Annotated in this window: 22 protein-coding genes; 12 read left to right on the forward strand and 10 right to left on the reverse strand. The window is 74.2% G+C overall.

Going from position 1 to position 21,242, the window contains the following annotated elements; all coding sequences use genetic code 11:
• Positions 1-4 precede the first annotated feature (4 nt).
• The 8 genes from AB0J40_RS28490 (at position 5) to AB0J40_RS28525 (ending at position 10,133) form a co-directional block, all read left to right on the forward strand.
• Positions 5-565, forward strand: a complete 561-nt coding sequence (locus tag AB0J40_RS28490; RefSeq protein WP_364458425.1) for a hypothetical protein — start codon at positions 5-7, stop codon at positions 563-565.
• Entirely contained in the window at positions 562-1,671 is a 1,110-nt protein-coding gene (locus tag AB0J40_RS28495) for a Gfo/Idh/MocA family oxidoreductase (RefSeq protein ID WP_364458428.1), read from the forward strand. The genes AB0J40_RS28490 and AB0J40_RS28495 overlap by 4 nt, the downstream gene beginning before the upstream one ends.
• Positions 1,671-2,885 (forward strand): Gfo/Idh/MocA family oxidoreductase, encoded by a 1,215-nt coding sequence (locus AB0J40_RS28500; protein WP_364458430.1) that lies wholly within the window; start codon positions 1,671-1,673, stop codon positions 2,883-2,885. The genes AB0J40_RS28495 and AB0J40_RS28500 overlap by 1 nt, the downstream gene beginning before the upstream one ends.
• Positions 2,882-3,802 (forward strand): PmoA family protein, encoded by a 921-nt coding sequence (locus AB0J40_RS28505; RefSeq protein ID WP_364458433.1) that lies wholly within the window; start codon positions 2,882-2,884, stop codon positions 3,800-3,802. The genes AB0J40_RS28500 and AB0J40_RS28505 overlap by 4 nt, the downstream gene beginning before the upstream one ends.
• An 11-nt stretch (positions 3,803-3,813) precedes the next feature.
• Positions 3,814-5,097, forward strand: coding sequence for a pectate lyase (locus AB0J40_RS28510; protein ID WP_364458436.1), 1,284 nt, complete (start codon positions 3,814-3,816; stop codon positions 5,095-5,097).
• Positions 5,098-5,258: 161 nt separating this feature from the next.
• Complete coding sequence (locus AB0J40_RS28515; RefSeq protein WP_364458527.1) at positions 5,259-6,029, forward strand: pectate lyase; 771 nt, start codon at positions 5,259-5,261, stop codon at positions 6,027-6,029.
• A 57-nt stretch (positions 6,030-6,086) separates the two neighbouring features.
• Positions 6,087-7,103, forward strand: a complete 1,017-nt coding sequence (locus tag AB0J40_RS28520; protein ID WP_364458439.1) for a pectinesterase family protein — start codon at positions 6,087-6,089, stop codon at positions 7,101-7,103.
• 147 nt (positions 7,104-7,250) lie between these two features.
• Positions 7,251-10,133 (forward strand): beta-galactosidase, encoded by a 2,883-nt coding sequence (locus tag AB0J40_RS28525; RefSeq protein ID WP_364458442.1) that lies wholly within the window; start codon positions 7,251-7,253, stop codon positions 10,131-10,133.
• Here the strand turns inward: AB0J40_RS28525 and AB0J40_RS28530 are convergent.
• The 4 genes from AB0J40_RS28530 to AB0J40_RS28545 form a co-directional block, all read right to left on the reverse strand.
• A complete protein-coding gene (locus AB0J40_RS28530) occupies positions 10,116-10,283 on the reverse strand; it encodes a hypothetical protein (protein ID WP_364458530.1) in 168 nt (55 codons plus the stop codon). The two genes, AB0J40_RS28525 and AB0J40_RS28530, sit on opposite strands and share 18 nt — an antisense overlap.
• Positions 10,255-10,545, reverse strand: coding sequence for a hypothetical protein (locus AB0J40_RS28535; RefSeq protein WP_364458445.1), 291 nt, complete (start codon positions 10,543-10,545; stop codon positions 10,255-10,257). The genes AB0J40_RS28530 and AB0J40_RS28535 overlap by 29 nt, the downstream gene beginning before the upstream one ends.
• On the reverse strand, positions 10,491-10,748 hold the full coding sequence (locus tag AB0J40_RS28540; RefSeq protein ID WP_364458448.1) for a hypothetical protein: 258 nt from the start codon (positions 10,746-10,748) through the stop codon (positions 10,491-10,493). Before AB0J40_RS28540 ends, AB0J40_RS28535 begins: the two co-directional genes overlap by 55 nt.
• A 91-nt stretch (positions 10,749-10,839) precedes the next feature.
• Positions 10,840-11,706, reverse strand: a complete 867-nt coding sequence (locus AB0J40_RS28545; RefSeq protein ID WP_364458451.1) for a manganese catalase family protein — start codon at positions 11,704-11,706, stop codon at positions 10,840-10,842.
• 180 nt (positions 11,707-11,886) lie between these two features.
• Here AB0J40_RS28545 and AB0J40_RS28550 point away from each other — a divergent pair, with 180 nt between their 5' ends.
• The gene (locus AB0J40_RS28550; protein ID WP_364458454.1) at positions 11,887-12,243 is read left to right on the forward strand and encodes an STAS domain-containing protein; all 357 of its coding nucleotides are present in this window, start codon (positions 11,887-11,889) and stop codon (positions 12,241-12,243) included.
• A gap of 3 nt (positions 12,244-12,246) precedes the next feature.
• On the opposite strand, the gene AB0J40_RS28555 is transcribed toward AB0J40_RS28550, so the two are convergent.
• Both AB0J40_RS28555 and AB0J40_RS28560 read right to left on the reverse strand, forming a co-directional pair.
• Complete coding sequence (locus AB0J40_RS28555) at positions 12,247-14,370, reverse strand: AfsR/SARP family transcriptional regulator (protein WP_364458457.1); 2,124 nt, start codon at positions 14,368-14,370, stop codon at positions 12,247-12,249.
• 232 nt (positions 14,371-14,602) lie between these two features.
• The gene (locus AB0J40_RS28560) at positions 14,603-14,947 is read right to left on the reverse strand and encodes a cytoplasmic protein (protein WP_364458460.1); all 345 of its coding nucleotides are present in this window, start codon (positions 14,945-14,947) and stop codon (positions 14,603-14,605) included.
• A 37-nt stretch (positions 14,948-14,984) separates the two neighbouring features.
• On the opposite strand from AB0J40_RS28560, the gene AB0J40_RS28565 reads away from it, so the two are divergent.
• Entirely contained in the window at positions 14,985-15,581 is a 597-nt protein-coding gene (locus AB0J40_RS28565) for a helix-turn-helix domain-containing protein (RefSeq protein WP_364458462.1), read from the forward strand.
• A gap of 101 nt (positions 15,582-15,682) precedes the next feature.
• Here AB0J40_RS28565 and AB0J40_RS28570 read toward each other — a convergent pair whose 3' ends face one another.
• The 3 genes from AB0J40_RS28570 to AB0J40_RS28580 are packed head-to-tail and all read right to left on the reverse strand — an operon-like array spanning position 15,683 to position 18,241.
• Positions 15,683-16,084: a hypothetical protein gene (locus tag AB0J40_RS28570; RefSeq protein ID WP_364458465.1), complete on the reverse strand. Its 402-nt coding sequence runs from the start codon at positions 16,082-16,084 to the stop codon at positions 15,683-15,685.
• A 59-nt stretch (positions 16,085-16,143) separates the two neighbouring features.
• Positions 16,144-17,007 (reverse strand): universal stress protein, encoded by an 864-nt coding sequence (locus AB0J40_RS28575; RefSeq protein ID WP_364458468.1) that lies wholly within the window; start codon positions 17,005-17,007, stop codon positions 16,144-16,146.
• A 40-nt stretch (positions 17,008-17,047) separates the two neighbouring features.
• Complete coding sequence (locus tag AB0J40_RS28580) at positions 17,048-18,241, reverse strand: MFS transporter (RefSeq protein ID WP_364458471.1); 1,194 nt, start codon at positions 18,239-18,241, stop codon at positions 17,048-17,050.
• Between the two features lie 106 nt (positions 18,242-18,347).
• On the opposite strand from AB0J40_RS28580, the gene AB0J40_RS28585 reads away from it, so the two are divergent.
• Both AB0J40_RS28585 and AB0J40_RS28590 read left to right on the forward strand, forming a co-directional pair.
• Positions 18,348-19,229 (forward strand): LysR family transcriptional regulator, encoded by an 882-nt coding sequence (locus tag AB0J40_RS28585; protein WP_364458473.1) that lies wholly within the window; start codon positions 18,348-18,350, stop codon positions 19,227-19,229.
• Between the two features lie 32 nt (positions 19,230-19,261).
• Positions 19,262-20,221, forward strand: a complete 960-nt coding sequence (locus AB0J40_RS28590; RefSeq protein ID WP_364458476.1) for a TIGR01777 family oxidoreductase — start codon at positions 19,262-19,264, stop codon at positions 20,219-20,221.
• On the opposite strand, the gene AB0J40_RS28595 is transcribed toward AB0J40_RS28590, so the two are convergent.
• Positions 20,214-21,236 carry a helix-turn-helix domain-containing protein gene (locus AB0J40_RS28595; protein ID WP_364458479.1) on the reverse strand — a complete coding sequence of 341 codons (1,023 nt, stop codon included), beginning with the start codon at positions 21,234-21,236 and terminating at the stop codon, positions 20,214-20,216. The genes AB0J40_RS28590 and AB0J40_RS28595 overlap by 8 nt on opposite strands.
• Positions 21,237-21,242 lie beyond the last annotated feature (6 nt).

The following is a 21,242-nucleotide window of genomic DNA, read 5'->3' on the forward strand; positions in this document are numbered from 1 at the left end:
GACGATGCGGAGGACCCAGTGGCGAACCGGGCTGGCGGACTTCTCGGACTGCCTGTTGACCGGTCTGCTCGTCGCCCTCGCCTCGGTGCCGGTGGTGACCGCGGCGGCGGCGTTCGCGGCCGGCTGCCGGGCCGTCGACCGGGCGCGCGACGGCAGCGGTCGTCCTTTGTGGACGACGTTCTGGGCCGGCTTCCGGGAGACCGCGCGGGGCGGGTCGCTGTTCGCGCTCGGGTGTCTCGCCGCGGTGGTGGTGTTCGCGGTCGACCTCGAGGTCGCCGGTTCGATGCCGGGTGCGGGCGTGCTCGGACCGGCGTTGTGGCTGCTGGCCGCGGTGGCCGCCGTCGTCGCGGTGCGGACCTGCGGGGTCGTGGCGGCCGGGGAGCCGTCCTGGCGCCGCGCGGTGGCGACCGCCGCCCGCGAGACCGCGGCGGCCCCGGGGAACGCCCTGCTCCTGGCCGGGGCGGCCGGCCTGGCGGTGGTGCTCGTGTGGATGCTGCCGATCCTGGCCCTGGTGGTGGCCGGGCCGCTGGCGCTGGCCGCGGTGGCGACCGGCGGCCGCCGATGACCCCCAGGGTCGTCCTCTTCGGCACCGCCGGCTACGCGCGCACGCACCTGCGCCGGGCCCGCGCCCTGCACGACCGCGGCGAAATCGTCCTGGCCGGCGCGTGCGACGTCCGCGAACCGCCGGACGGGGCCGCCGAGCTGGTGCCGGTGTTCACCCACGACCCGGCCGAGCTGCTGGCGCGCGTGCCGGCGGACATCGCCGTGATCGCTACCCCGCCGCACACCCACCTGCCCCTGGCCCGCCTGGCGCTCACGGCGGGCTGCCACGTGCTCGTGGAGAAGCCGCCGGTGCTCGACCTGGCGGCGTTCGACGAGCTGACCGAGCGGGCCCGCGGCCGGGCCTGCCAGGTCGGGTTCCAGAGCTTCGGCTCGCCCGCGGTCCCGCTGATCCGGGCCGCGCTGGCCCGGGAAGAGATCGGGACGGTCACCGGGATCGCCGCCGCGGGCGCGTGGATCCGGCGTGACCGCTACTTCGCGCGCACCGCGTGGGCGGGCCGTCGCCGGCTCGACGGGCGGGCGGTCGTCGACGGCGCCCTGACCAACCCGTTCGCCCACGCCGTCGCGACCGCGCTGCTGCTCGACGGCACGGCCGCGGCGCTGCCCGAGCGGACCACCGTCGAGCTGTACCGGGCCCGTGACATCGAGTCGGACGACACGGCGTGCGCCCGCCTGTGCTTCGCCGGCGCGCCGGACGTCGTCGCCGCCGCGACGCTCGCCGCCGAAGCCGACCACGAACCCTACGTGCTGATCCACGGCACCGAAGGCCGGATCCGGTGGCACTACAAGACCGACGTCGTCGTCATCGGCGGTGCGGCGGTGCGGGTCGGGCCGCCGGAGGATCTGCTGGCGAACCTCGCCGGCCACCTCCGCGACGGCGTGCCGCTGCTCGCCCCGCTGGCCGCCACCCGCGCGTTCACCGCGCTGGTCGAGGCCGTCCGCGATGCGCCGGAGCCGCGGCGGCTGCCCCACGCCCGGCCGGTCGGTGCCGGCCCGGAACGCCGGTTCGTCGTGCCGGGCGTCGACCGGGCGGTCGACGCCGCGGCCGAGCGGCTCGCGCTCTTCTCCGAACTCGCCCTGCCCTGGACCCCCGCCCGAGAGGAGACGTGATGCGGCGCTACGCGATCGTCGGACTGGGCTCCCGGGCCCAGCTGTTCGCCCGGGCACTGGCGGGCTCACCCCGCGCCGAGCTCGCGGCCTTCTGCGACCCCAGCGAAACCCGCATGCGCGTCCACAACGGCTGGCTCGGCACGGCGGTGCCCGGGTACCGGCCGGCGGACTTCCCCGCCATGCTGGCGAAAGAACGTGTCGACGTCGTCGTGGTGTGCACGCCCGACCACACGCACGCGGACTACGTCGTCGCCGCGCTGCACGCGGGCTGCGACGTCGTCACCGAGAAACCCATGACGACCGACGTCGACGGCGCGCGGCGCATCCTGGCCGCCCGCCGCGAGACGGGCGGCTCGGTGCGGGTGGCCTTCAACTACCGGTACAACCCGGTGCACCGGCGCGTGCGCGAGCTGCTCGCGGCGGGGGCGATCGGGGAGGTCGGCTCGGCCGAGTTCGGCTGGCTGCTCGACACCGCGCACGGTGCCGACTACTTCCGCCGCTGGCACCGCGACAAGGCGAACTCCGGCGGCCTGCTCGTGCACAAGTCCGGGCACCACTTCGACCTGGTCGACTGGTGGCTCGGCCGGAGCCCGGAGACGGTGTTCGCGTTCGGCCGCCTGTTCTTCTACGGCGACGAAAACGGCCGCGTCGACGACCGGTTCGCGCTGGACCTCGCGGCCTCGCCGAAGCTGCGCGCGCTCTACCTCGACGCGCGGCACGAGGACGGCTACGTCCGGAACCAGGACGTGTTCGCCCCCGGCGTCACCATCGAAGACGACGTGTCCGTGCTCGTGCGCTTCCAGGGCGGGGTGGTGCTGAACTACCACCTGCACGCCTACTCGCCGCGCGAGGGCTACCGCGTCGCGTTCTCCGGCAGCGAAGGACGGCTGGAGCTGGACGTCCGGGAGAACGAGTTCGCGGCCGGGGCCGAGCCGGCGCCCGAGCCGGGCCGCGCGAGGCTGACGGTGCAGCGGCATTGGGCGCCGCCGGAGGTCGTGTTCGACGGCGTCCTCGGGGACGGGCACGGGGGCGGGGACGAGCGGATGCTCGCCGAGCTGCTCGGCGACGCCGAGCCGGACCCGCTGGGCTGCGCCGCCGACCACGAGTCCGGTCTGCGGGCCCTGCTCACCGGCCTGGCCGCCAACCGGTCCCTGGCCACCGGCGCGCCGGTGGCGGTCGAGGAGCTGCTCGGCGAAATCGGGGAACCGGCGTGAGCCGGGCGGCGGTGGGCGACGGGACCCTGGAGCTGGCCGAAGACGACGACGGCGCGGTGCGCGTCCGCCTGGGCGACCTCGTACTGGCCGAGTACGTCGTGGCACCGGCGACCCCGGCCGGGGACTCGCCGAAACCGTACCTGCACCCGCTGCGCACCACCGCGGGCGAGACCGTGACCGCGGTCCGGCCGCACGACCACACCTGGCACAACGGCCTGCAGTTCACCATGGCCCACCTGTCAGGCGAGAACTTCTGGGGCGGGCGGACCTACGTGCGCGGCCGCGGGTACACCCCGCTGGACAACAACGGCACGGTCGGCCACGTCCGCTGGGAAAGCATCGTGTGCGCGGCCGGGCACTGCGAACTGCGGCACGAGCTGGCCTGGCGGACGGCGGCGGGCCGCCGGTGGCTCACCGAGCACCGCACGCTGCGCTTCGGCGACGTCGCCCCGGACAGCTGGACCCTCACCTGGTCGAGCCTGCTGCGCAACACCAGCGGCCGCGAACTGCGCTGGGGGAGCCCGGTCACCGAGGGCCGCGAGACCGCCGGGTACGGCGGGCTGTTCTGGCGCGGCCCGCGCTCGTTCGTCGGCGGCGCGGTCCGGACGCCCGACGGCCGGTCGGCGGACGACGCGATGGGCCACCGCGCGCCGTGGCTCGCGTTCACCGGCCGCCACGACGAAAGCCTGCGGACCTCGACGCTGCTGTTCGCCGACAGCCCGGCCAACGCCGGCTTCCCGACCGCCTGGTACGTCCGCGCCGAGCCGTTCCCGGTGGTCAGCTTCGCCGCGACCTACCACCGGCCGTGGCTGCTCGAACCGGGCGCGGAACTGACGCTGACCCACCACGTCGTCGTCGTGGACGGCGACCCGGAGCCCGCCCGGCTGGCCGAGCTCGCGGCCCGGGCGGCCGAGTAGAAGGAGCCGACATGCGCTGGAAGGCCTTCGCGGGGTGCCTCGCCCTGCTCGGACTCACGCTCACCGCCGGGACGGCGGACGCCCGCGGCCACGACCCGGGCCGCGGGGTGCTCGGCGCGCACGACGGCTGGGGCGCGGCGACCACCGGGACGACCGGGGGAGCGGCCGCCGCACCCGCCGACGTCCACACGGTCACCAAGCGCTCCGAACTGGCCGCCGCCCTGGCGGCGCACCCGGGCGCGCCGAAGATCGTCTACGTCCGCGGCACGATCGAGGGCAACGCAGACGCCGCCGACCGGCCGCTGAGCTGCGCCGGCTACGCCGACCCCGGCTACAGCCTGCCCGCGTACCTGGCGGCCTACGAGCCGGCGACCTGGGGCAGGGTCGAGCCGTCGGGGCCGCTGGAGGAGGCACGGGCGCGGTCACAGGCCAACCAGGCGGCGCGGGTGGTGCTCGACGTCGGTCCGAACACGACGGTCTACGGCCTCGGCGGCGCCACCCTGCACGGGCTGACCCTGCGCGTCACGGGCGACAACGTGATCCTGCGGAACCTGCGGTTCTCCGACGCGCACGACTGCTTCCCCCAGTGGGACCCGCTCGACGGCGCCGACGGCAACTGGAACTCCGAGTACGACAACGTCGACCTCGTCGGCGCCACGCACGTCTGGGTCGACCACAACGAATTCAGCGACGGCGGGAACGATTCGCAGCCCACGTACTTCGGGCGGAAGTACGAAGTCCACGACGGACTGCTGGACATCGTCAACGGCTCGGACTACGTGACGGTGTCGGACAACCGCCTGCACGACCACGACAAGACGATGCTGATCGGCAACACCGACAAGCCGGCCTACGACGTCGGCAAGCTGCGCGTGACGGTGCACCACAACCTGTTCTCCGACATCGGGCAGCGCGCGCCGCGGGTGCGGTACGGGCAGGTGCACGTCTACGACAACCTGTACGTGGTGCGGGACGCGGCCGCGTACACGTATTCGCTGGGCGTCGGGGTCGAATCGCGGATCTACGCGGAGAACAACTTCTTCCGGATCCCGGCGTCGGTGCCGCTGGGCGCGCTGGTCCACTATTGGAAGGGGACGGTGTTCCACGCGACCGGGACACTGGTTTCCTCCGGTGCGTCCCGGCCGCGCCCGGCGGACCTGCTCGCGGAGTACAACGCGGCGAACGACCCCGACCTGGGGCCGGACGTGGGCTGGACACCGGCGCTGGTGGACCGCCTCGACCCGGCGTGGGCCGTCCCGGCGCGCGTACTGGCCGGCGCCGGTCCCGTTTTCTGAAAACCCGTCCGGAACGCGACCGTCCGGGCGACCCGGCGGTCGCTGCGGCCGGTGACGTTGACACGGGGAAGCGCCGGACCCGAAACTGAGAAAGCGCTTTCAGCACTCATGAGGACCATTTCCCGAACGGGAAGAACCAAGGAGTGATGAGCATGTCCCCGATCTCCCGGGCGGTCCGGGTCGCGGTCGTGGCCGCCCTCGCGGTTTCGGCCGCGGCCGGCACCGGCGCGACCGCGTCCGCCGCGTCCTGGCCGAACCCGAGCACGAGCGTGCCCGTCGGCGCCACGATCAAGGTCACCAGCGGTACGTACGACGGCGGCCTCAAGCGGTTCTACGGCACCGGCGACCTCGGCACCGGCAGCCAGGACGAGGACCAGGGCCCGCTCTTCGAGCTGGCGAACGGCACCACGCTGAAGAACGTCGTCCTCGGCAACCCGGCCGCCGACGGCGTGCACTGCCTCGGCACCTGCACGCTGCTCAACGTCTGGTGGGAGGACGTCGGCGAGGACGCCGCGACCTTCAAGGGCACGTCGGCGTCGCAGACGATGACCATCGACGGCGGCGGCGCGCGCAAGGCGTCGGACAAGGTCTTCCAGCACAACGGCCCCGGCACGATGTACATCCGGAACTTCCAGGTCACCGACTTCGGCAAGCTGTACCGCTCCTGCGGCAACTGCAAGACGCAGTACAAGCGCAACGTCGTCGTCGACAACGTCACCGCCACCGTGCCCGGCAAGACGCTCGTCGGCATCAACACCAACTACGGCGACACCGCGAAGCTGACCCGGATCACCATCGTCGGGGACTCGAGCCGCAAGATCGTGCCCTGCGAGAAGTACAAGGGCGTCACCAGCGGCGAGCCGACGAAGATCGGCAGCGGCCCCGATTCGACGAACTGCCTCTACACCACGGCCGACATCACCTACCAGTAACCGACCGGGGGTGCCGGCCGCCGTCCGGCACCCCCGGCGTCCCCCCGTGGAGGTGCCATGTTCACGACCCTGTTCCTCGCCTCGGTGCTCACCGGGGCCGCGCTGGCCCCGCCGGCCGGCGCGGCCGCGGCGAACGTCGTCGTGGCCAAAGACGGCTCGGGCAACTACACCAGCGTCCAGGCCGGGATCGACGCCGTCTCCGCCGGCGGCACCGTCTCGGTCAAGCCCGGGACCTACCGCGAGGTGATCACCGTCCCCGCGGCCAAGACCGGGATCACCCTGCGCGGCACGACCGGCAACGCCGCCGACGTCGTCGTCGACTACGACAACGCGAGCGGCACGAAGAAACCCGACGGCTCGACCTACGGCACTTCGGGCAGCGCGACCGCGACGATCGCCGCGAACGGCTTCACCGCGAGCGCACTGACCTTCCGCAACTCGTTCGACCGCAAGGCCCACCCGGAGATCACCGCGACCCAGGCCGTCGCGGTGAAGACGACCGGCGACCGGATGGTCTTCGACTCCGTCACGTTCCTCGGCCACCAGGACACGCTCTACGCCGACACCGCGGCGACCGGGACGATCGGCCGCCAGTACTACCGCAACTGCGCGATCAGCGGCGACGTGGACTTCCTGTTCGGGCGCGCCACCGCCGTGTTCGACCGGGCGACGATCACCGCGCTCGACCGCGGCTCGAACCCGAACGGCTACCTGACCGCGGCCAGCACCCGCCGGAGCAACCCGTACGGCTTCCTGGTCGTCGGCAGCAAGGTGGTCGGCACGGCGGCGAACGGGAGCTTCTACCTGGGCCGGCCGTGGCACCCCGGCGGGGACGTCGACGCCATCGCCCAGGTCGTCATCCGCGAGACCGCGTTGCCGGCGGCGATCAAGTCCACGCCGTGGACGGACATGTCCGGCTTCTCGTGGAAGGACGCGCGGTTCTTCGAGTACCGCAACACCGGGCCCGGCGCGGGCACCGGAACCGACCGGCCGCAGCTGACCGCCGCGCAGGCCGCGACGTTCACCGCGCAGCGCTACCTCGCCGGCAGCGACGGGTGGAACCCCGTCCACTGACCCGACGAAAGTACCGGGCGATTCCTGTTGGCGGTAACGCTCCTGGAAACGTCCTCCCCGCCAGGCCGTGGGGCCGATTTCGCCCACGTACCACCGCGCCGCAACGTCCACTGAGCCTCGGCCGCAGCCGGGCCCGAAAGGTCTTCCATGCGCCGCTTTCCGGCCTTCGTCCTCGCTCTGCTCGTCACGGTGGGGCTGTGCGCCGCGCCCGCGTCGGCCGGGGAACCGGCCCGTGCCAAGCACCAGGTCACCTTCGACAAGTACTCGCTCATGCTGGACGGCCGCCGCCAGATCGTCTGGTCCGGCGAGTTCCACCCGTTCCGGCTGCCCAGCCCGGACCTCTGGCGCGACGTCCTGCAGAAGCTGAAAGCCACCGGCTACACGGCGGTCTCGATCTACTTCGACTGGAACTACCACTCGCCGGCGCCGGGCGTGTACGACTTCGGCGGCGTCCGCGACATGGACCGCGTGCTCGACCTCGCCGCCGAGGCCGGGCTCTACGTCATCGCGCGCCCCGGCCCGTACATCAACGCCGAGGTCACCGGCGGCGGCTTCCCGGCGTGGCTGAGCACCCAAACCGGGCGGGCCCGCAGCGACGCGCCGGACTACCTCGCCGCGGCGGACGAATGGCTGACGCGGATCGACCGGATCATCGGCCGGCACCAGTACACCGACGGCGGCCCGGTGATCCTCTACCAGATCGAGAACGAGCTGGCGGCCACCGGCACCACGCAAAAGAACTACGTCGCGCACCTCTACGACAAAGTCCGGGCCGACGGCATCACCGTCCCGGTCTTCCACAACGACAAGGGCCGCAACGGGATCTGGGTGCCCGAAGGCTCCGGGGTGCCCGGTACCGTGCCGGGCAAGGTCGACCTCTACGCCTTCGACGGCTACCCGGGCGGCACCTGCCGCAGCGACGCGACGCCGGGCGGCCCGAACGCCGCCCCGGACTGGGGAACGTACGGACCCGGCGGGGCCAGGGGCGGCGCGAGCGCGTCGCCGGACACGCCCGGGTTCGTCGCGGAGTTCGGCGGCGGCTGGTTCGACTACTGGGGCAGCAACGGCACCTACCCGTGCACGGCCGTCCCGCAGGGGCCGGGGTACGAGCGCGTGTTCTACGGCACGAACCTGGCGAACGGCCTGACGCTGCAGAACTTCTACATGACCTTCGGCGGCACGTCGTGGGGCTGGCTGCCCGCCCCCGTCGTCTATTCGTCCTACGACTACGGCGCGGCGATCGACGAAGGACGCCAGCTGCGGCCCAAAGCGTTGACGATGAAGGAACTGGGCTGCTTCCTCGCCACGGTGCCCGATGTGGCGAAAATGGACCGGGCGGACCCCGTGACGCCGTCGTCGGCCGCGGTGAAGGTCTACCACAACGTCAACCCCGACACCGGCGTCCACCTCTACGTGCCGATGCACTCGCCGTCGAACCTCACCAGTGACGACAGCTTCACCTTTCCCCTGTCCACACCGGACGGTTCCTACACCGTCCCGCTCCGGCTCGACGGCCAGGACGCCAAGCAGCTGGTGGCGAACTTCGACCTCGCGGGTCAGCACCTGGTCTATTCGACGTCGGAACTGATGGCCCGGACCGCCGGCACCGTGCTGCTGCACGGCAGGCCGGGCGAGGACGGCGAGACGGTGCTGCGGTACGCGACCCGACCGCGCGTGGACGTCCTCGCCGGGAACGTCACGACAACCTGGTCCGGGAACGACCTGAAGCTCGCCTACCGGCACGACGGGCTCGCGCGGGTCCGGATCGGCGGCGGCGGCCGCCCGGCCGTGACGCTGCTGCTCGCCGACGACGCCACGGCCGACACGTTCTGGCCGGCCTCCGGCCTGCTCGTGCGCGGGCCGGACCTGGTGCGGACCGCGCGGGCCGGGGTGTCGCTGACCGGGGACACGAAGGGGACCAGGGACCTCGAGGTCTGGGGCGCCCGCGGCCCGGTCGTCCGGTGGAACGGCGCGGTGGTGCCGACCCGGCCGACGGCGTCGGGCAGCCTCCTGGCGGTCCGGCCGCTGCCGGGGCCCGCCGACCCGCGGCTGCCGGAGCTGACCGGCTGGCGGTCCGCGCCCGGCTCCCCGGAGTCGGCGCCCGGCTACGACGACGCGGCGTGGGCCGTCGCGGACAAGACGGCGACGAACAGCACGACCCCACCCCCGGTCGGACAGCCGGTACTGACCGCGGACGACTACGGCTACGGCACCGGCGACGTCTGGTACCGCGGCCGGTTCACGGGTTCGCCGGGGGAGCAGGTCGGCCTGCGCTACGGCGGGGGCGGCGCCGGGATGCTGCAGGCCTGGCTGGACGGGCGGTACCTCGGCGAGCACGTCCTGCCGTCGGCGCTGGCGTCGCCGCCGACCACCGGCACCGCGACGTTCGCGGTCCCCGAAGGACTGCGCGGGGACGGTCCGCACGTGCTGTCGGTGATGGTGCGCGCCAACGGCCACAACGAGGACGGCGGCGTCAACGACGCGCACAAGGAGGGCCGCGGCCTGATTTCGTCGTCATTGACGGCGGTGACCTGGAAGCTGCGGGGCGGCACGGCCGACCCGGTGCGCGGGCCGCTGAACAACGGCGGTCTGGCGGGCGAACTCGCGGGCTGGACCCTGCCGGGCTTCCCCGACCGCGGCTGGGCCCCGGCGACCGTGCCGTCGGCCACGGCCGAACCGGGGACGACGTGGTACCGCACGACGTTCTCGCTGAAGGTGCCGGCCGGGCAGGACACGTCGGTGGGCCTGACGCTCGGCGACCCGGCCCGGCCCCGCTCCGGCGGGCACTACCGGGTGCTGATCTTCCTCAACGGCTGGAACGTCGGCCAGTACGTCGCGGACGTCGGCCCCCAGCACACGTTCGCGCTGCCGACCGGCCTCCTGGACCCGCACGGCCGCAACACCCTCGCCTTGGCGGTGACCAGCGACGGCGGCGCGGGCAACGGCCTGGAGAACGTGTCGTTGACGGACCTGGGCTCGGCCCGCGGCGGAGTCCCGGTCCGGCCGGTGTTCTCACCGGGCTGGCGGTGACAGCGCCGCCGCACGGGCGACGACGTGGCCCGCCTTGACGACCAGGTCGCGCGGCGGCCGCGTCACGACGGCGTGCGCCGGGGTTTCGGCGTCGACCACGACGAGGTCCGCGGGCGCGCCTTCACGAAGTCCGTAGTCGTCGAGCCCCAGGGCGCGGGCGCCGCTGTAGGTCGCCGCTGCCGAACGGGCTCCACAGGTCGCGGATGTCGTCGTGGCCGCACGCCACGCTCACGCCGGCGGCGCGCCCGCTTCGGCCGGGCCGGCCGCCAGCCGGTCCCGCGTCGGCCTGGGCGAGCGCGTACGCGTAGCTGACCGTCACCCGACCGGCCAGGCCGGCCGCGCGCGTCCGTTCGATGATCAGCTCCAGCTCGAACACACCGAGCGAGCCGGCCCGGCCGAATGCGGCCGCCACGGCCCGCCGAAGAGCGTCTTGTCGAGGTGGCAGTGGGCTTCGACCAGGCCCGGCAGGACCAGCCGGCCGCCGAGGTCGAGCACGTCGGCGTCGCCGGGGCCGAGCCCGGGGCCGATCTTGGCGACGACACCGTCGCGGAGGAGGAGGTCGGCCGGACCGCCGGCTCTCCACGGGCGGCCGTCGCGCAGCAGAAGTCCGGGCATCGTCGCTCCTTCTCGTCGGCGCCGAGCCTGGCAGCCGGGGGCGCGAGAAGGAAGGGCCCGGCGCGGCGCGGGGGACGCGCCGGGCTCCCGGTCAGGTCAGCTTGTTCTTGACCGCCTTGGCCTTGCCCTTCACGGTGCCCTTGGCGTCCTGCAGTGGTGCGTAGGTGCCGTAGAGGGCGGGGTCGGGTTTGGGTGCGGTGCCGGGGCCGCCGAGGGGCTCGGGGTCCATCAGATACTCGATTCCCGCGTCGGTGGTCCAGCTGGTGCCCTTGGCGCCGTCGGGGCCGTCGGAGAGGTGCCAGATCGTGTGGTTGTGGGTCTGGTCCTCTTCGTCGAGCAATGCGCCCGGGGCGATGTCTTCTTCGAGCCCGTCGGCCTTCAGCTCTTCGATGGCGGCCAGCCACTGCTTCTGGTGCACGGTGTCGCGGGCGAGGTTGAACTGGAGCATGGCTTTGACGCCGGGGTCGTCGGTCATGTTGTAGAGCCGGGCGGTCTGCAGGCGGCCTTGGGCTTCGGCGGCGGCGTTGGCGCGGAAGTCGGCGAGCAGGTTGCCGGAGGCGACGATGTACTTGCCGTTCCAGGGGTAGCCGTTGCTGTCGGCGGCCAGGGCGCCGCCGCCGGCGACGATGGCCTGCTGGGGGTCCATGCCGCCGATCACCGCGGCCATCACCGGGTCCTTCACGGCTTCCGCCGTGGCGGTGGCGGGGGCGCCTTCGAGCAGGCGGGCGACCATGGTGGCGAGCATTTCGACGTGCCCGATCTCCTCGGTCGCGGTGTCCATGATGAGGTCCTTGTACTTGCCTTCGATGCGGCAGTTCCAGCCCTGGAACAGGTACTGCATCGTGACGGTCATTTCGCCGAACGCGCCGCCGATGAGTTCCTGCAGCTTGTGGGCGTAGACGGCGTCGGGCTTCTCGGGCTTGGCTTCGAACTGCAGCAGCTTGGTGTGACGGAACACGCGGGGGTGCCTTTCGTCGGCGCCGGTGGTTCCCGGGGCGGAACCGGTGGCCGGAAGCCACCGCATTCCCGGGCGCCCGGGTGATAACCACGGAAACGGCGATTTCCGCGACGTTTGCCGGAAGCGGTGATCGGGTACGAGTCGATCATCGAATTCGTGTCCTCGGAAGGAGAAACCCGGATGACCGACCCGGCCGCTCTGCTGCTCACCGTGACGACCGCGGAGCCCCGTCCGGGCCGGCTGCGGGTCACCGTGACGGGTGATCTGGACATGACGACGCGCCCCCGGCTGGACGCGGAACTCGACCGGGTGGTGGCTTCGGCACCCCGGCGGCTGGACCTGGACCTGTTCGGCGTCGGGTTCTGCGGGGTGACGGGCGTGGCGGCACTGGGGCGGCTGCGCAACCGCTGCGCGGAGGCGGGGATCGAGCTGGTGGTGAAGCCGTCCCCGGTGGTGCGGCGCGCACTGGACCTCGCGGCGGTGGGCCCGTTGTTCCGCCTGGAGGGCCGGGAGACGGCGGCGCTCGCGGCGCGCTGAGTGTCACCGGGCCTGGTCGTCGAAGGTGCGGGACTCTTCGTCGGCGGCTTCCCGTTCCCGCTCGGCCGCCTCCGCGTCACCGACCCCGCCGCGCCGGTCGAGCGCCTCGGCGTGGCGGCGCCGCGAAAACACCACCGCCGGCCAGTGGGCCAGCGCCAGGTTGTGCTGGACGGCCGCCCGCAGGTGGGCGACCGCGCGGTCGTGCTCGCCCATCGTGAGCGCCGCCGTGCCCAGCGGGTAGTGGTTCGACCCGAAGCACGCGATCGCCAGGCTCGCCATCGCCGGCAGCTGGGCGAACGGGCGCAGCAGCCCGGCCACCCGCGCCGCCGTCCCGGCGTCGCCCAGCAGGTAGGCCGTTTCCGCCGCGCCGCACAGGGAAACGAGGTAGGTGCTCGACCTCGGCAGCGCGCCCAGGTCGTCGCCGCAGAGGCGGGCCAGCGCGCCCGCGGCCGTCCGCCGGTCGCCCGCCGAAGCCGCCGCCACGGCCAGCGCCGCGTAGTACGAATTGTCCCGAGCGCTGAGCGTGGGGGAGTGCATCAGCCCGTCCAGCACCGGGACCAGGTCCCCGAGCCGGCCCTGGAACCACCGGATCGCCACCAGCTGCGCGCCGTACCAGCCCAGTGCGTCGACGTCGCCAGCCGCCTGCCCCAGCTCCGCGCAGGCCCGCGCGCCCTGTTCGGCCTCGCCGAACCGGCCGGCCCGGATCGCGAGCATGACCTTCATGGCGTCGGCGACGAACCCGGCCGCCAGGTGCTTGCGGGCGGCCAGCAGGTCGTCGAGCTCGCCGAGCATCCGCTGCGCGTGCGGGTCGCCCGCCAGGAACAGGTCGACGGTGTCCCACAGCACGCCCATCACGAGGTCGGTGCGCCGGCCGGACCGGGTGCTCACCCCGATCAGCTCGGTCGCGAGCGCGTGCCGCGCGGCCGTGTGGTCCGGGCCGAGCAGACAGTGGTGGGCGATGCTCAGCGCCTCGGCGTGCGCGACCGGGTCGCCGCCCGCCCGCGTTCGTTCGACGACGGCCAGGATCTTGTCGGACGTCCCGGCCTCGTAGTCCTCTTCGCCGGCGAGCCTGGTCCGCAGCCGCTGGGCCAGAGGTGCCGCCGGGTCGAGGCGCTCCAGCGCGGACCGCAGCCGCGTGCGCAGCAACGCCGACGTCGCGGCCGTCCGGTGTTCGTGCACCCACACCCCGCCGAGGCCCAGTGCCGCGCGGGCGAGCGCGTCGGTGTCGCCGGCCTGTTCGGCGCGGCGGTAGGCGGTCTCGAAGTGCTCGCGGCTGGTGCGCAGGTCGCCGTCCTCGAGCAGGGCGTGCTCCCCGGCGGCGAGCGCGTCGTCGGGGACGGTCGCCACGGCACCGGCCCGGTCCGCGAGCAGGCCGGGGTCGTGGGCGAGGACCTGCCGGTGCACCTGCGCCAGCACCGGGGACGGCTCCACCCCGGACGCGGTGATCAAGCCGTGCCGCGCCCGGCGGAACGCTTCCAGGGCGTCACCCTGGCGCCCGGCGCGGTAGAGCGCCGTCATCAGCTGCGCCCACAGCCGTTCGTGACCGGGGTAGGCGGCGGTCAGGGCCTCCAGCTCGGCGATCAGCCCGGCGTCCTCGCCGAGTGCGAGGTCGGCGTCGATCCGGTCCTGGACGGCGTTGTGGCGCACCCGGTCCAGCCGCATCCCTTCCGCCTTCAGGGTTTCGACGTCGTCGAACTCCTCGTACGCGTTTCCCCGCCACAGCGCCAAACCGGCGGCCAGGTGCTCGCGCGCGACGCCGGGCTCGCCCGCCGCGAGCGCGCGCCGCCCCTCGGCGGCGAGCCGCTCGAACCGCGCGGCGTCGAGGGCTTCCGGCGCGACGTGCAGCACGTAGCCCGGCGGGCGGGTCAGGATCAGGCGCGGGTCCACGGAGCCGCGCAGCCGCGAGAGGTAGGTCCGGACGGTGCGGTCCGCGTGGTCGGGCGGCCGCTCGCCCCACAGCGCGCGGCCGAGCGCGGCGACGCTCACCACGCGTCCCGCCTCCGCCGTCAGCACGGCCAGCAGGACCCGCAGCCGCGGACCGCCGACGTCCCGCGGCGCGCCGCCGATCCGGACCTCGAACGGTCCCAGCACTCCGAGGTCCACTCCGCCGGTGGTGTTCCCGACCATCCCTGCCCCTCCGCCGCGGACGCGTCCGCGCTCAGGCGTACAGGAGCGCGCCGGGGCGGGCGAGATACGTCGACAGGAAGGAAAGGGGCGTCGGCGAAGTGTCGACGGTGACGGCCGGGCCGGGCCGTGGCGGGTCAGCGGAGGTGGCCGCCGCCGGTTGTCCGGGAAAGTGGCGGCGAAACGCGCGATTCCGTGCCTGGTAAGGGTTTTCCGGCGGGGAAACCGCCCCGGCTCACGCTTCGCCGGGGCCCAGGGCGGCGCCCGTCGCGACCGTGCGCCCGGGCTCCTTGAGTTCGACGAAAAAGGCGTGGGAAGGCGTGTCGCCGACGTTCTCCCCGGCGTGTTCCTGCGCCGCCACCCAGCGCGCTTCGCCGGCGGACAGGTCGACGTGCACCTGGCGGCCGCCGGCGGAGATGCGGCGGCTGAAGGAGCTGAGGGTGACCATCACGGTGTCGGGGTGCCGGTGCGGCGCGGTGCGGTCGCCGGGCCGGTCGCGGTATTCGAGGACCCGCACCCGGTCGTTCTCCAGGACCACGCGGTAGAGCTCGGGGTTCGTTTCGGCCGGATCACCGGTCATGGCGGCCTCCTTTATGGGACATGAGTACCATGATGGCATGGAAGTGCCATATGAGTCCACGGGACGGCGCCGTCAGAAGGGCCGGACCCGGGCGGCGCTGGTCGAGGCCGCCCACGAGCTGCTGGCGCGCGGAGAAGCCCCGACGGTCGAGGACGCGGCGACGGCGGCGGGGATCTCCCGCACGACGGCGTACCGGTACTTCCCCAACCAGCGAGCGCTGCTGCTGGCGGCGTACCCGGAGATCGACGCCGACGCGGGCCTGCTCCCGCCCGGCGCGCCCGCCGACCCCGCCGCGCGCCTGGACCTGGTGATGCGCGAGTTCATCGCGTTCACGGTGCGCTGGGAGCCCCAGCTGCGCGCCCAGCTGCGGCTTTCCCTGGAGCCGGGCGCGCGGCAGCCGGTGCTGCGCGGCGGCCGGGCGATCCGGTGGATCGAGGAGGCGCTGGAGCCGCTCGCCGAGACCCGTCCGGAGGTCGACGTGCACGACCTGGCGGTCGCGATCCGCTCGGCGACGGGGATCGAGTCGCTCGTGTGGCTGACGGACATCGGCGGGCTGGATCGCGAGCGGGCCGCGGAGGTGATGGCGTCCTCGGCGCGCGCGATCTTCCGGGCCGCCCTCGAACCGGCGGGGTGAGCGGGGATCGGTCGCGCCGGAAATCTGGCGCGCGGTTCGCGGGCCTGGCAGGGCACCGGTCGCGCGTCCTCGCGTCCCGCCGCGCCGGCGACCGGTGCCGCCTAGGTGATCGGCACCGTCGCCGTGCAGGACGTCGTGCCGTTGTCGAACTTCGTCGACGCCGTGCCCCGTGCGGTGGCCGGGATCGCCAGTCCGGACGGCAGGCTCTGGGTACCGTTCGCCGCGGGTCCGGTCCAGCTGTAGACCGCGTGCGTGCCCAGCCCGTCGGTGTAGGAGATCCGCAGCGTCTGGGTGCCCGAATCCCCGATGTAGGGCCCCGACGTCGTGATCGAGCCGATCGGGCGGTGGTAGCCCCCGGACGTCTCGTAGCGCAGCGTGAACGTCCCGCCGAACTCGCCGGCGTGGCAGGTGCTCGTGACCTGCTTGACGGTCGCCGCCTGGGCGGGGGCCGCCAGCGTCGTGGCCAGGATCGCGACGAGCCCGGCTCGCACCACAGTCTTCATCTGTTCCTCGCTCTCGGTCCCCGCCATCCTGCCGCGTCCGGCTTCCGTCGCGCTTCCGCTCAAAGGGCGGTGCGGGCGAGCAGGACCGGGCAGGCCGCGTGGTGCAGCAGCGCCTGGCCGGTCGAGCCGAGCAGCAGCCCGGGGAAGCCGCCGCGGCCGCGGTCGCCGACGACGACCAGCTGGGCGGCTTCGCTGCGGTCGATCAGCTCGCGCCGCGGGTGGGCGTGGACGACGACCTGCTCGACGGCGACGTCGCCGGTGTCGAGGCCGTGGAGCCGCTCGCCGAGCAGCCGCCGCCCGGCGTCGCCGACGCACCGCGGGTCCGGCCGCGGCGGCGGGGTGTCCGCCCAGGCGTGCAGGACGACCAGGGGAGCGCTGCGGGTGCGGGCTTCGGCGACGGCCGCCGCGAGCACCCGCGTGCCGGCTTCGCTGCCGTCGATCCCGGTGACGACGGGCCGTTCGCCCGCGCCGGGTTCGTCCCAGCTGTCCCCGCGGACGACGACGGTGTCGCAGCGGGCGTGCGTCCCGAGCGCGGCGGCGACCGAGCCCGCGAGCAGGCTCGTGAGCCTGCCGTGCCCGGCCGAGCCGACGACGAGCAGGGACGCGGTGCGCGACGCTTCGATCAGGGTCTGGGCGGCGCGGTCGGGGTCGAGCCGGGTGGCGGCGTCCGGAACCCCTTGCGCGGCGGCGAGTTCCCGCGCGGTCCGCAGCGCCCGCCGTCCCCGGGCGCGCAGCGCGTCCATCATCTCCTCGGGCGGCGGCACGACCCCGCCCGCCAGCAGCGCGGGAACGTCGAGGGCGTGCACGATCTCCAGGGGCGCGTCCCGCAGGCAGGCGGTCCGCGCGGCCCAGCGGACGGCGTCGAGGGACTCGGCCGACCCGTCCACCCCGGTGACGATCGGCGGCACGGCTGCAGCGGTCATCCGCCGACTGTATGCCCGCGGGCGGGGCGCACGGGCGCGATCAGCCGAGCCGGCGGGCGCGGGAGCCGAGGGTGCGGTGCGCGGACCAGCCGAGCAGAGTCAGCTCCAGCACCGCGAACCCGGCCACCACCGCGGCTGCCGACGCCACCAGCATCGCCAGCCCGATCAGCAGCACCGGCAGCACCAGCCCCGCGTAGGCCGCGAGGAACAACGCCGCCAGGACCTCGCCCCGGGTGCGGTCGTCGGCCAGCGCCGCCACCGTGCCGACCGCCGCGCGGAAGCCGAGCCCGAACCCCGCCCCGGCGAGCGCGCTCGCCGCGAAGAACAGCGGCACCGACCCGGCGAACGCCAGCAGCACCAGCCCGGCGCCCATCAGCGCGTACCCCGCCCGCAACTGGGACCGCGTGCCCGTGCGGGCCAGCCCGATCTGCGCGAGCGCCGCGCTGCCCAGCATCGTGAACGGGGCGAGCCCGGCGAGCAGGCGGGACGGCTCGTGCAGCCGGTGCGCCAGCAGTGCCGGGGCGAGCGCCATGAACAGGCCGCTGAGCGCGAACGCCGCGAACGCGCCGATGGCGGCGCCGGCGAACTCGGACCGGGCCGCGGCCGGCAAGGACAGCCGCTGAGGCCGGTACGCCGGGCGCTCTTCGCGTCGCTCGACCGTCTCCGGCACCAGGCTGACCGCCGCCGCCTCCCCGAGCAGCACCACCAGGAACACCGCGAACGGCGTGTGCAGCGGCTGGCCGGCGAACCGCGCGAACAGCCCGCCGAACAGGGGTCCGAGCGCCAGGCCGCCGGCGTTGACGACGGTCGCGGCGAGGCCGGGCCGGGCCTGCGTGCGCAGCTCGGACAGGTGCGCGGTGGCGGTGGCGGTGATCGCGCCGATCCCGGCGCCGCTCACCAGCCGCGCGACGATCAGGCCGGGCACCTCCGGCCACAGCAGGAACATCGCCGCGGAAAGCGCTTCGGCGAGCAGCCCGGCGACGAGCACGCGACGGCGGCCGAGCCAGTCGCTGACGTGCCCGGCCAGGTACAGGCTCAGCATCACGCCGACCGCGTACGCGGCGAAGACGACGGTGACGAGGAACGCCGGAAACCCGTCCCGCTGCTGGTAAAGCGCGTACAGCGGGGTCGGGACGGTGGAGAACGCGAGCGCCGTCGCGAACGCGACCGCGACGACGCGAAAGCCCCAGCCGTGGCTCATCCGGAGCCGGGCGGGAGCGAGGGTGACGGACATCGGGACCTTCCGGGACGCCAAGGGATCTTCCGACTCCCACGATGTCCCCACCAACTCAGCAAGTCCAACGAAAAGTCCTGGCCGCAGTTATCGCTACGATCGATGAATGGAGACACGTCAGCTCGAGTACTTCGTCGCCGTGGCCGAGGAGCTCAGCTTCACCCGGGCCGCCCAGCGGATGTTCGCGGTCCAGTCGACCGTGTCCGCCGCCGTCCGCGCGCTGGAGACCGAACTCGGCACCAAGCTGTTCGACCGGTCCACCCGCCGCGTCGCGCTGTCGGCCGCCGGCGCGGCGTTCCTGCCCGAGGCGAAGAGCGCGATCGAGGCGCTCGAGCGCGCCCGCGCGACCGTCCAGGAGGCGTCGGAGGGCGTGCGCGGCAGCCTGCGGATCGGCACGCTCACCTCGATCGGCGGGGTGGACCTGCCCGGGCTGCTCGGGGCGTTCCACCGGCGGCACCCGCGGGTGGACATCCACGTCACGGTGTCGCTCACCGGCTCGACCGGCCTGGCCGAAGAGGTCCGCCAGGGCCGCCTCGACGTCGCCGTCGTGGGCCTGCCCGAGTCCGACCTCGCCGGGCTCGACGTCCTGCGCGTCGACACGCGGCCGTTCGTCGTGCTGCTGCCGGAAAGCCACCGGCTGGCGAGCCGCCGCGCGGTGCGGCTCGCCGACCTCGCCGGCGAGTCGTTCATCGACACCCCGCGCGGCTTCGGCAACCGGGTCGCCATGGACCGCGCCTTCGACGCGCTCGGGTCGCCGCGGCGGGTCACCGTCGAAGTGGCCGACCTGCGCACGGTGCCCGGCTACGTCGCGGCCGGGCTGGGCGTCGCGGTCGTCCCGGACATGCCGGCGCCCGCCGGGCCGGACGTCGTCGTGCGGCCGCTTCCCGGTGCGGGCCTGGACTGGCCGCTCAATGTGGTCACTTCGGCCGCGAAGCCGCCGAGCCGTGCGCTGCGGACCCTGCTCGACCTCCTGGCCGCCGATATTTGAACGCGTTCAAAAACTCCGGTACGGTGGGTTTCGTGAAGGTCGTGATCCCCGGCGGGACCGGGCACCTGGGGCGCGTGCTGAGCCGCGCGTACGCCGGCCGCGGCGACGAGGTCGTCGTGCTGACGAGGCGGGACGCCGCACCACAGCCGGGGGTCCGCCACGTCCGCTGGGACGGGCGCGCCCCGGGCCCGTGGACCGCCGAACTCGACGGCGCCGACGTCGTGCTCAACCTGGCCGGCCGGTCGGTGCACTGCCGCTACACCCGGGCGAACCTGCGGGAGATGTGGACCTCGCGGATCGACTCGGCGCGGGTCGTCGGCGGCGCGATCGAACGCGCCGCGCGGCCGCCGCGGGTCTGGCTGCAGATGAGCACGGCGACGATCTACGCCCACCGCTTCGACGCCCCGAACGACGAAACCACCGGCGTCCTCGGCGGCGGCGAGCCGGGCGTGCCCGCGTACTGGGCCTACAGCGTCGACCTCGCCCGCGCGTGGGAGCGCGCACAGGAGGCGGCGGACACCCCGCGCACGCGCAAGGTCGCGCTGCGGACGGCGATGGTGATGAGCCCCGAACCCGGCGGCGCGTTCGCGATGCTGCTGCGGCTCACCCGCCTCGGCCTCGGCGGCCCGGTCGCGGGCGGCGCGCAGTACCTGTCGTGGATCCACGAGGACGACCTCGTCCGGGCGATCGACTTCCTCGTCGCGCGCGACGACCTGAGCGGGCCGGTGAACCTGGCGGCCCCGGAACCGTTGCCCCACCGGGACTTCATGAGCGCCTTGCGCGCGGCGGCGGGTGTCCCGTTCGGACTCCCGGCGACGAGGTGGCTGGCGGAGATCGGCGCGTTCGCGCTGCGCTCGGACACGGAACTGCTGCTGAAGAGCCGCCGCGTGGTACCGGGCCGGTTGCCGGCCGCGGGATTCCGCTTCGCGCACCCGGACTGGCCGGCGGCGGCCGAAGACCTGATCCGCCGTCCACAGAGGACGTTCAGCTGACGTCGCTGTTGTCCCGCAGCCTCCGCAGCATCAGCGCGAGGTGCAGCCGGAACCGGCCGGCGGGCGAGTCGACCTCGAAGCCGAGGACGGCTTCGGCGCGGGCCAGCCGGGCCGGCATCGTGCTGTGGTGGCGGTGCAGCACCGCCGCCGCCTTGCGGGCCGACCCGGTCGCGCACAGCGCGTCGAGCGCCGAGAGCGTGTCCCCGCCGTGGGGTTCGGCCGCGAGCCGGTCGAGCGCGCGGACGTCCGGCAGGTCGGCGAGATGCCGGCCGTCGAGCAGCGAGCCGAGCGCGCCGAGGCTGCCCAGCCGCTCCCACCACACCACCGGCTCGGTGTCCGAAGTGAACCGCAGCGCCGTCCGGGCGGCCGTCCACGAGCGGGCCGCGTCGAGGGCGGGCAGCTCCGGGCCGACGCCCGCCCGGCCGCCGTCCGGGAAGGGATCCGGGACCGCGTCGGCCAGGATCGCGCGCACGCCGCCCAGCGGGACCGACCGCCCCGCGAGCCCGTCGACGCCGGTGCCCGCCAGCACGCGCAGCCGGGCCGACGGCGCGATGCCGAGCAGGTGCAGGGCCCGGGACCGCTCGGCCGTGCCCGCGTCGGCGGACAGCACCAGCTCGACGAGCGCCGGGTCGCCGAGTTCGGGCCGCGGCACGCCGTTCTGCTCCAGCAGGACCGCGGTGGCGATCGCGAACCGTTCGAGCAACATGTCGTCGAGCGGAACGGGCGCGCCGTCGCGGGCCACCCACACCTCGACGCCACCCTCGAGCCGGCGCACGGCCGCCCCCGCCGGGGCCGTGCCCGGCGTCGCGACGGCCCCGCCCGGGTCCGCCCGCAGCGACATCCCCTGACCCGGCGCGTGGACGCCGACCCGGCAGCCGGCGAGTTCGGCCGTGCTGCGCACGAGCGCGTCCAGACCGGCCCGGCCGGTGATCAGTCGGTCGAAGAACCCGATCACCCGCACGGCGTTCTCGGCGTCGGCGTCGAGCCCGGACAGCCGCAGCAGCAGCCCCTTCATGCGTTC

It is taken from the genome of Amycolatopsis sp. NPDC049691, assembly GCF_040675005.1.
Taxonomy (GTDB): domain Bacteria; phylum Actinomycetota; class Actinomycetes; order Mycobacteriales; family Pseudonocardiaceae; genus Amycolatopsis.

Excerpts from the sequence above, each read along its gene's own strand:
- AB0J40_RS28550 (WP_364458454.1), top strand. The coding sequence starts at position 11,887 with ATGACCGACCCGGCCGCTCTGCTGCTCACCGTGACGACCGCGGAGCCC.
- AB0J40_RS28585 (WP_364458473.1), top strand. The coding sequence starts at position 18,348 with ATGGAGACACGTCAGCTCGAGTACTTCGTCGCCGTGGCCGAGGAGCTC.
- AB0J40_RS28525 (WP_364458442.1), top strand. The coding sequence starts at position 7,251 with ATGCGCCGCTTTCCGGCCTTCGTCCTCGCTCTGCTCGTCACGGTGGGG.
- AB0J40_RS28540 (WP_364458448.1), bottom strand. The coding sequence starts at position 10,748 with ATGCCCGGACTTCTGCTGCGCGACGGCCGCCCGTGGAGAGCCGGCGGT.
- AB0J40_RS28570 (WP_364458465.1), bottom strand. The coding sequence starts at position 16,084 with ATGAAGACTGTGGTGCGAGCCGGGCTCGTCGCGATCCTGGCCACGACG.
- AB0J40_RS28565 (WP_364458462.1), top strand. The coding sequence starts at position 14,985 with ATGGAAGTGCCATATGAGTCCACGGGACGGCGCCGTCAGAAGGGCCGG.
- AB0J40_RS28555 (WP_364458457.1), bottom strand. The coding sequence starts at position 14,370 with ATGGTCGGGAACACCACCGGCGGAGTGGACCTCGGAGTGCTGGGACCG.
- AB0J40_RS28500 (WP_364458430.1), top strand. The coding sequence starts at position 1,671 with ATGCGGCGCTACGCGATCGTCGGACTGGGCTCCCGGGCCCAGCTGTTC.
- AB0J40_RS28560 (WP_364458460.1), bottom strand. The coding sequence starts at position 14,947 with ATGACCGGTGATCCGGCCGAAACGAACCCCGAGCTCTACCGCGTGGTC.
- AB0J40_RS28595 (WP_364458479.1), bottom strand. The coding sequence starts at position 21,236 with ATGAAGGGGCTGCTGCTGCGGCTGTCCGGGCTCGACGCCGACGCCGAG.
- AB0J40_RS28580 (WP_364458471.1), bottom strand. The coding sequence starts at position 18,241 with ATGTCCGTCACCCTCGCTCCCGCCCGGCTCCGGATGAGCCACGGCTGG.
- AB0J40_RS28490 (WP_364458425.1), top strand. The coding sequence starts at position 5 with ATGCGGAGGACCCAGTGGCGAACCGGGCTGGCGGACTTCTCGGACTGC.
- AB0J40_RS28575 (WP_364458468.1), bottom strand. The coding sequence starts at position 17,007 with ATGACCGCTGCAGCCGTGCCGCCGATCGTCACCGGGGTGGACGGGTCG.
- AB0J40_RS28510 (WP_364458436.1), top strand. The coding sequence starts at position 3,814 with ATGCGCTGGAAGGCCTTCGCGGGGTGCCTCGCCCTGCTCGGACTCACG.
- AB0J40_RS28520 (WP_364458439.1), top strand. The coding sequence starts at position 6,087 with ATGTTCACGACCCTGTTCCTCGCCTCGGTGCTCACCGGGGCCGCGCTG.
- AB0J40_RS28495 (WP_364458428.1), top strand. The coding sequence starts at position 562 with ATGACCCCCAGGGTCGTCCTCTTCGGCACCGCCGGCTACGCGCGCACG.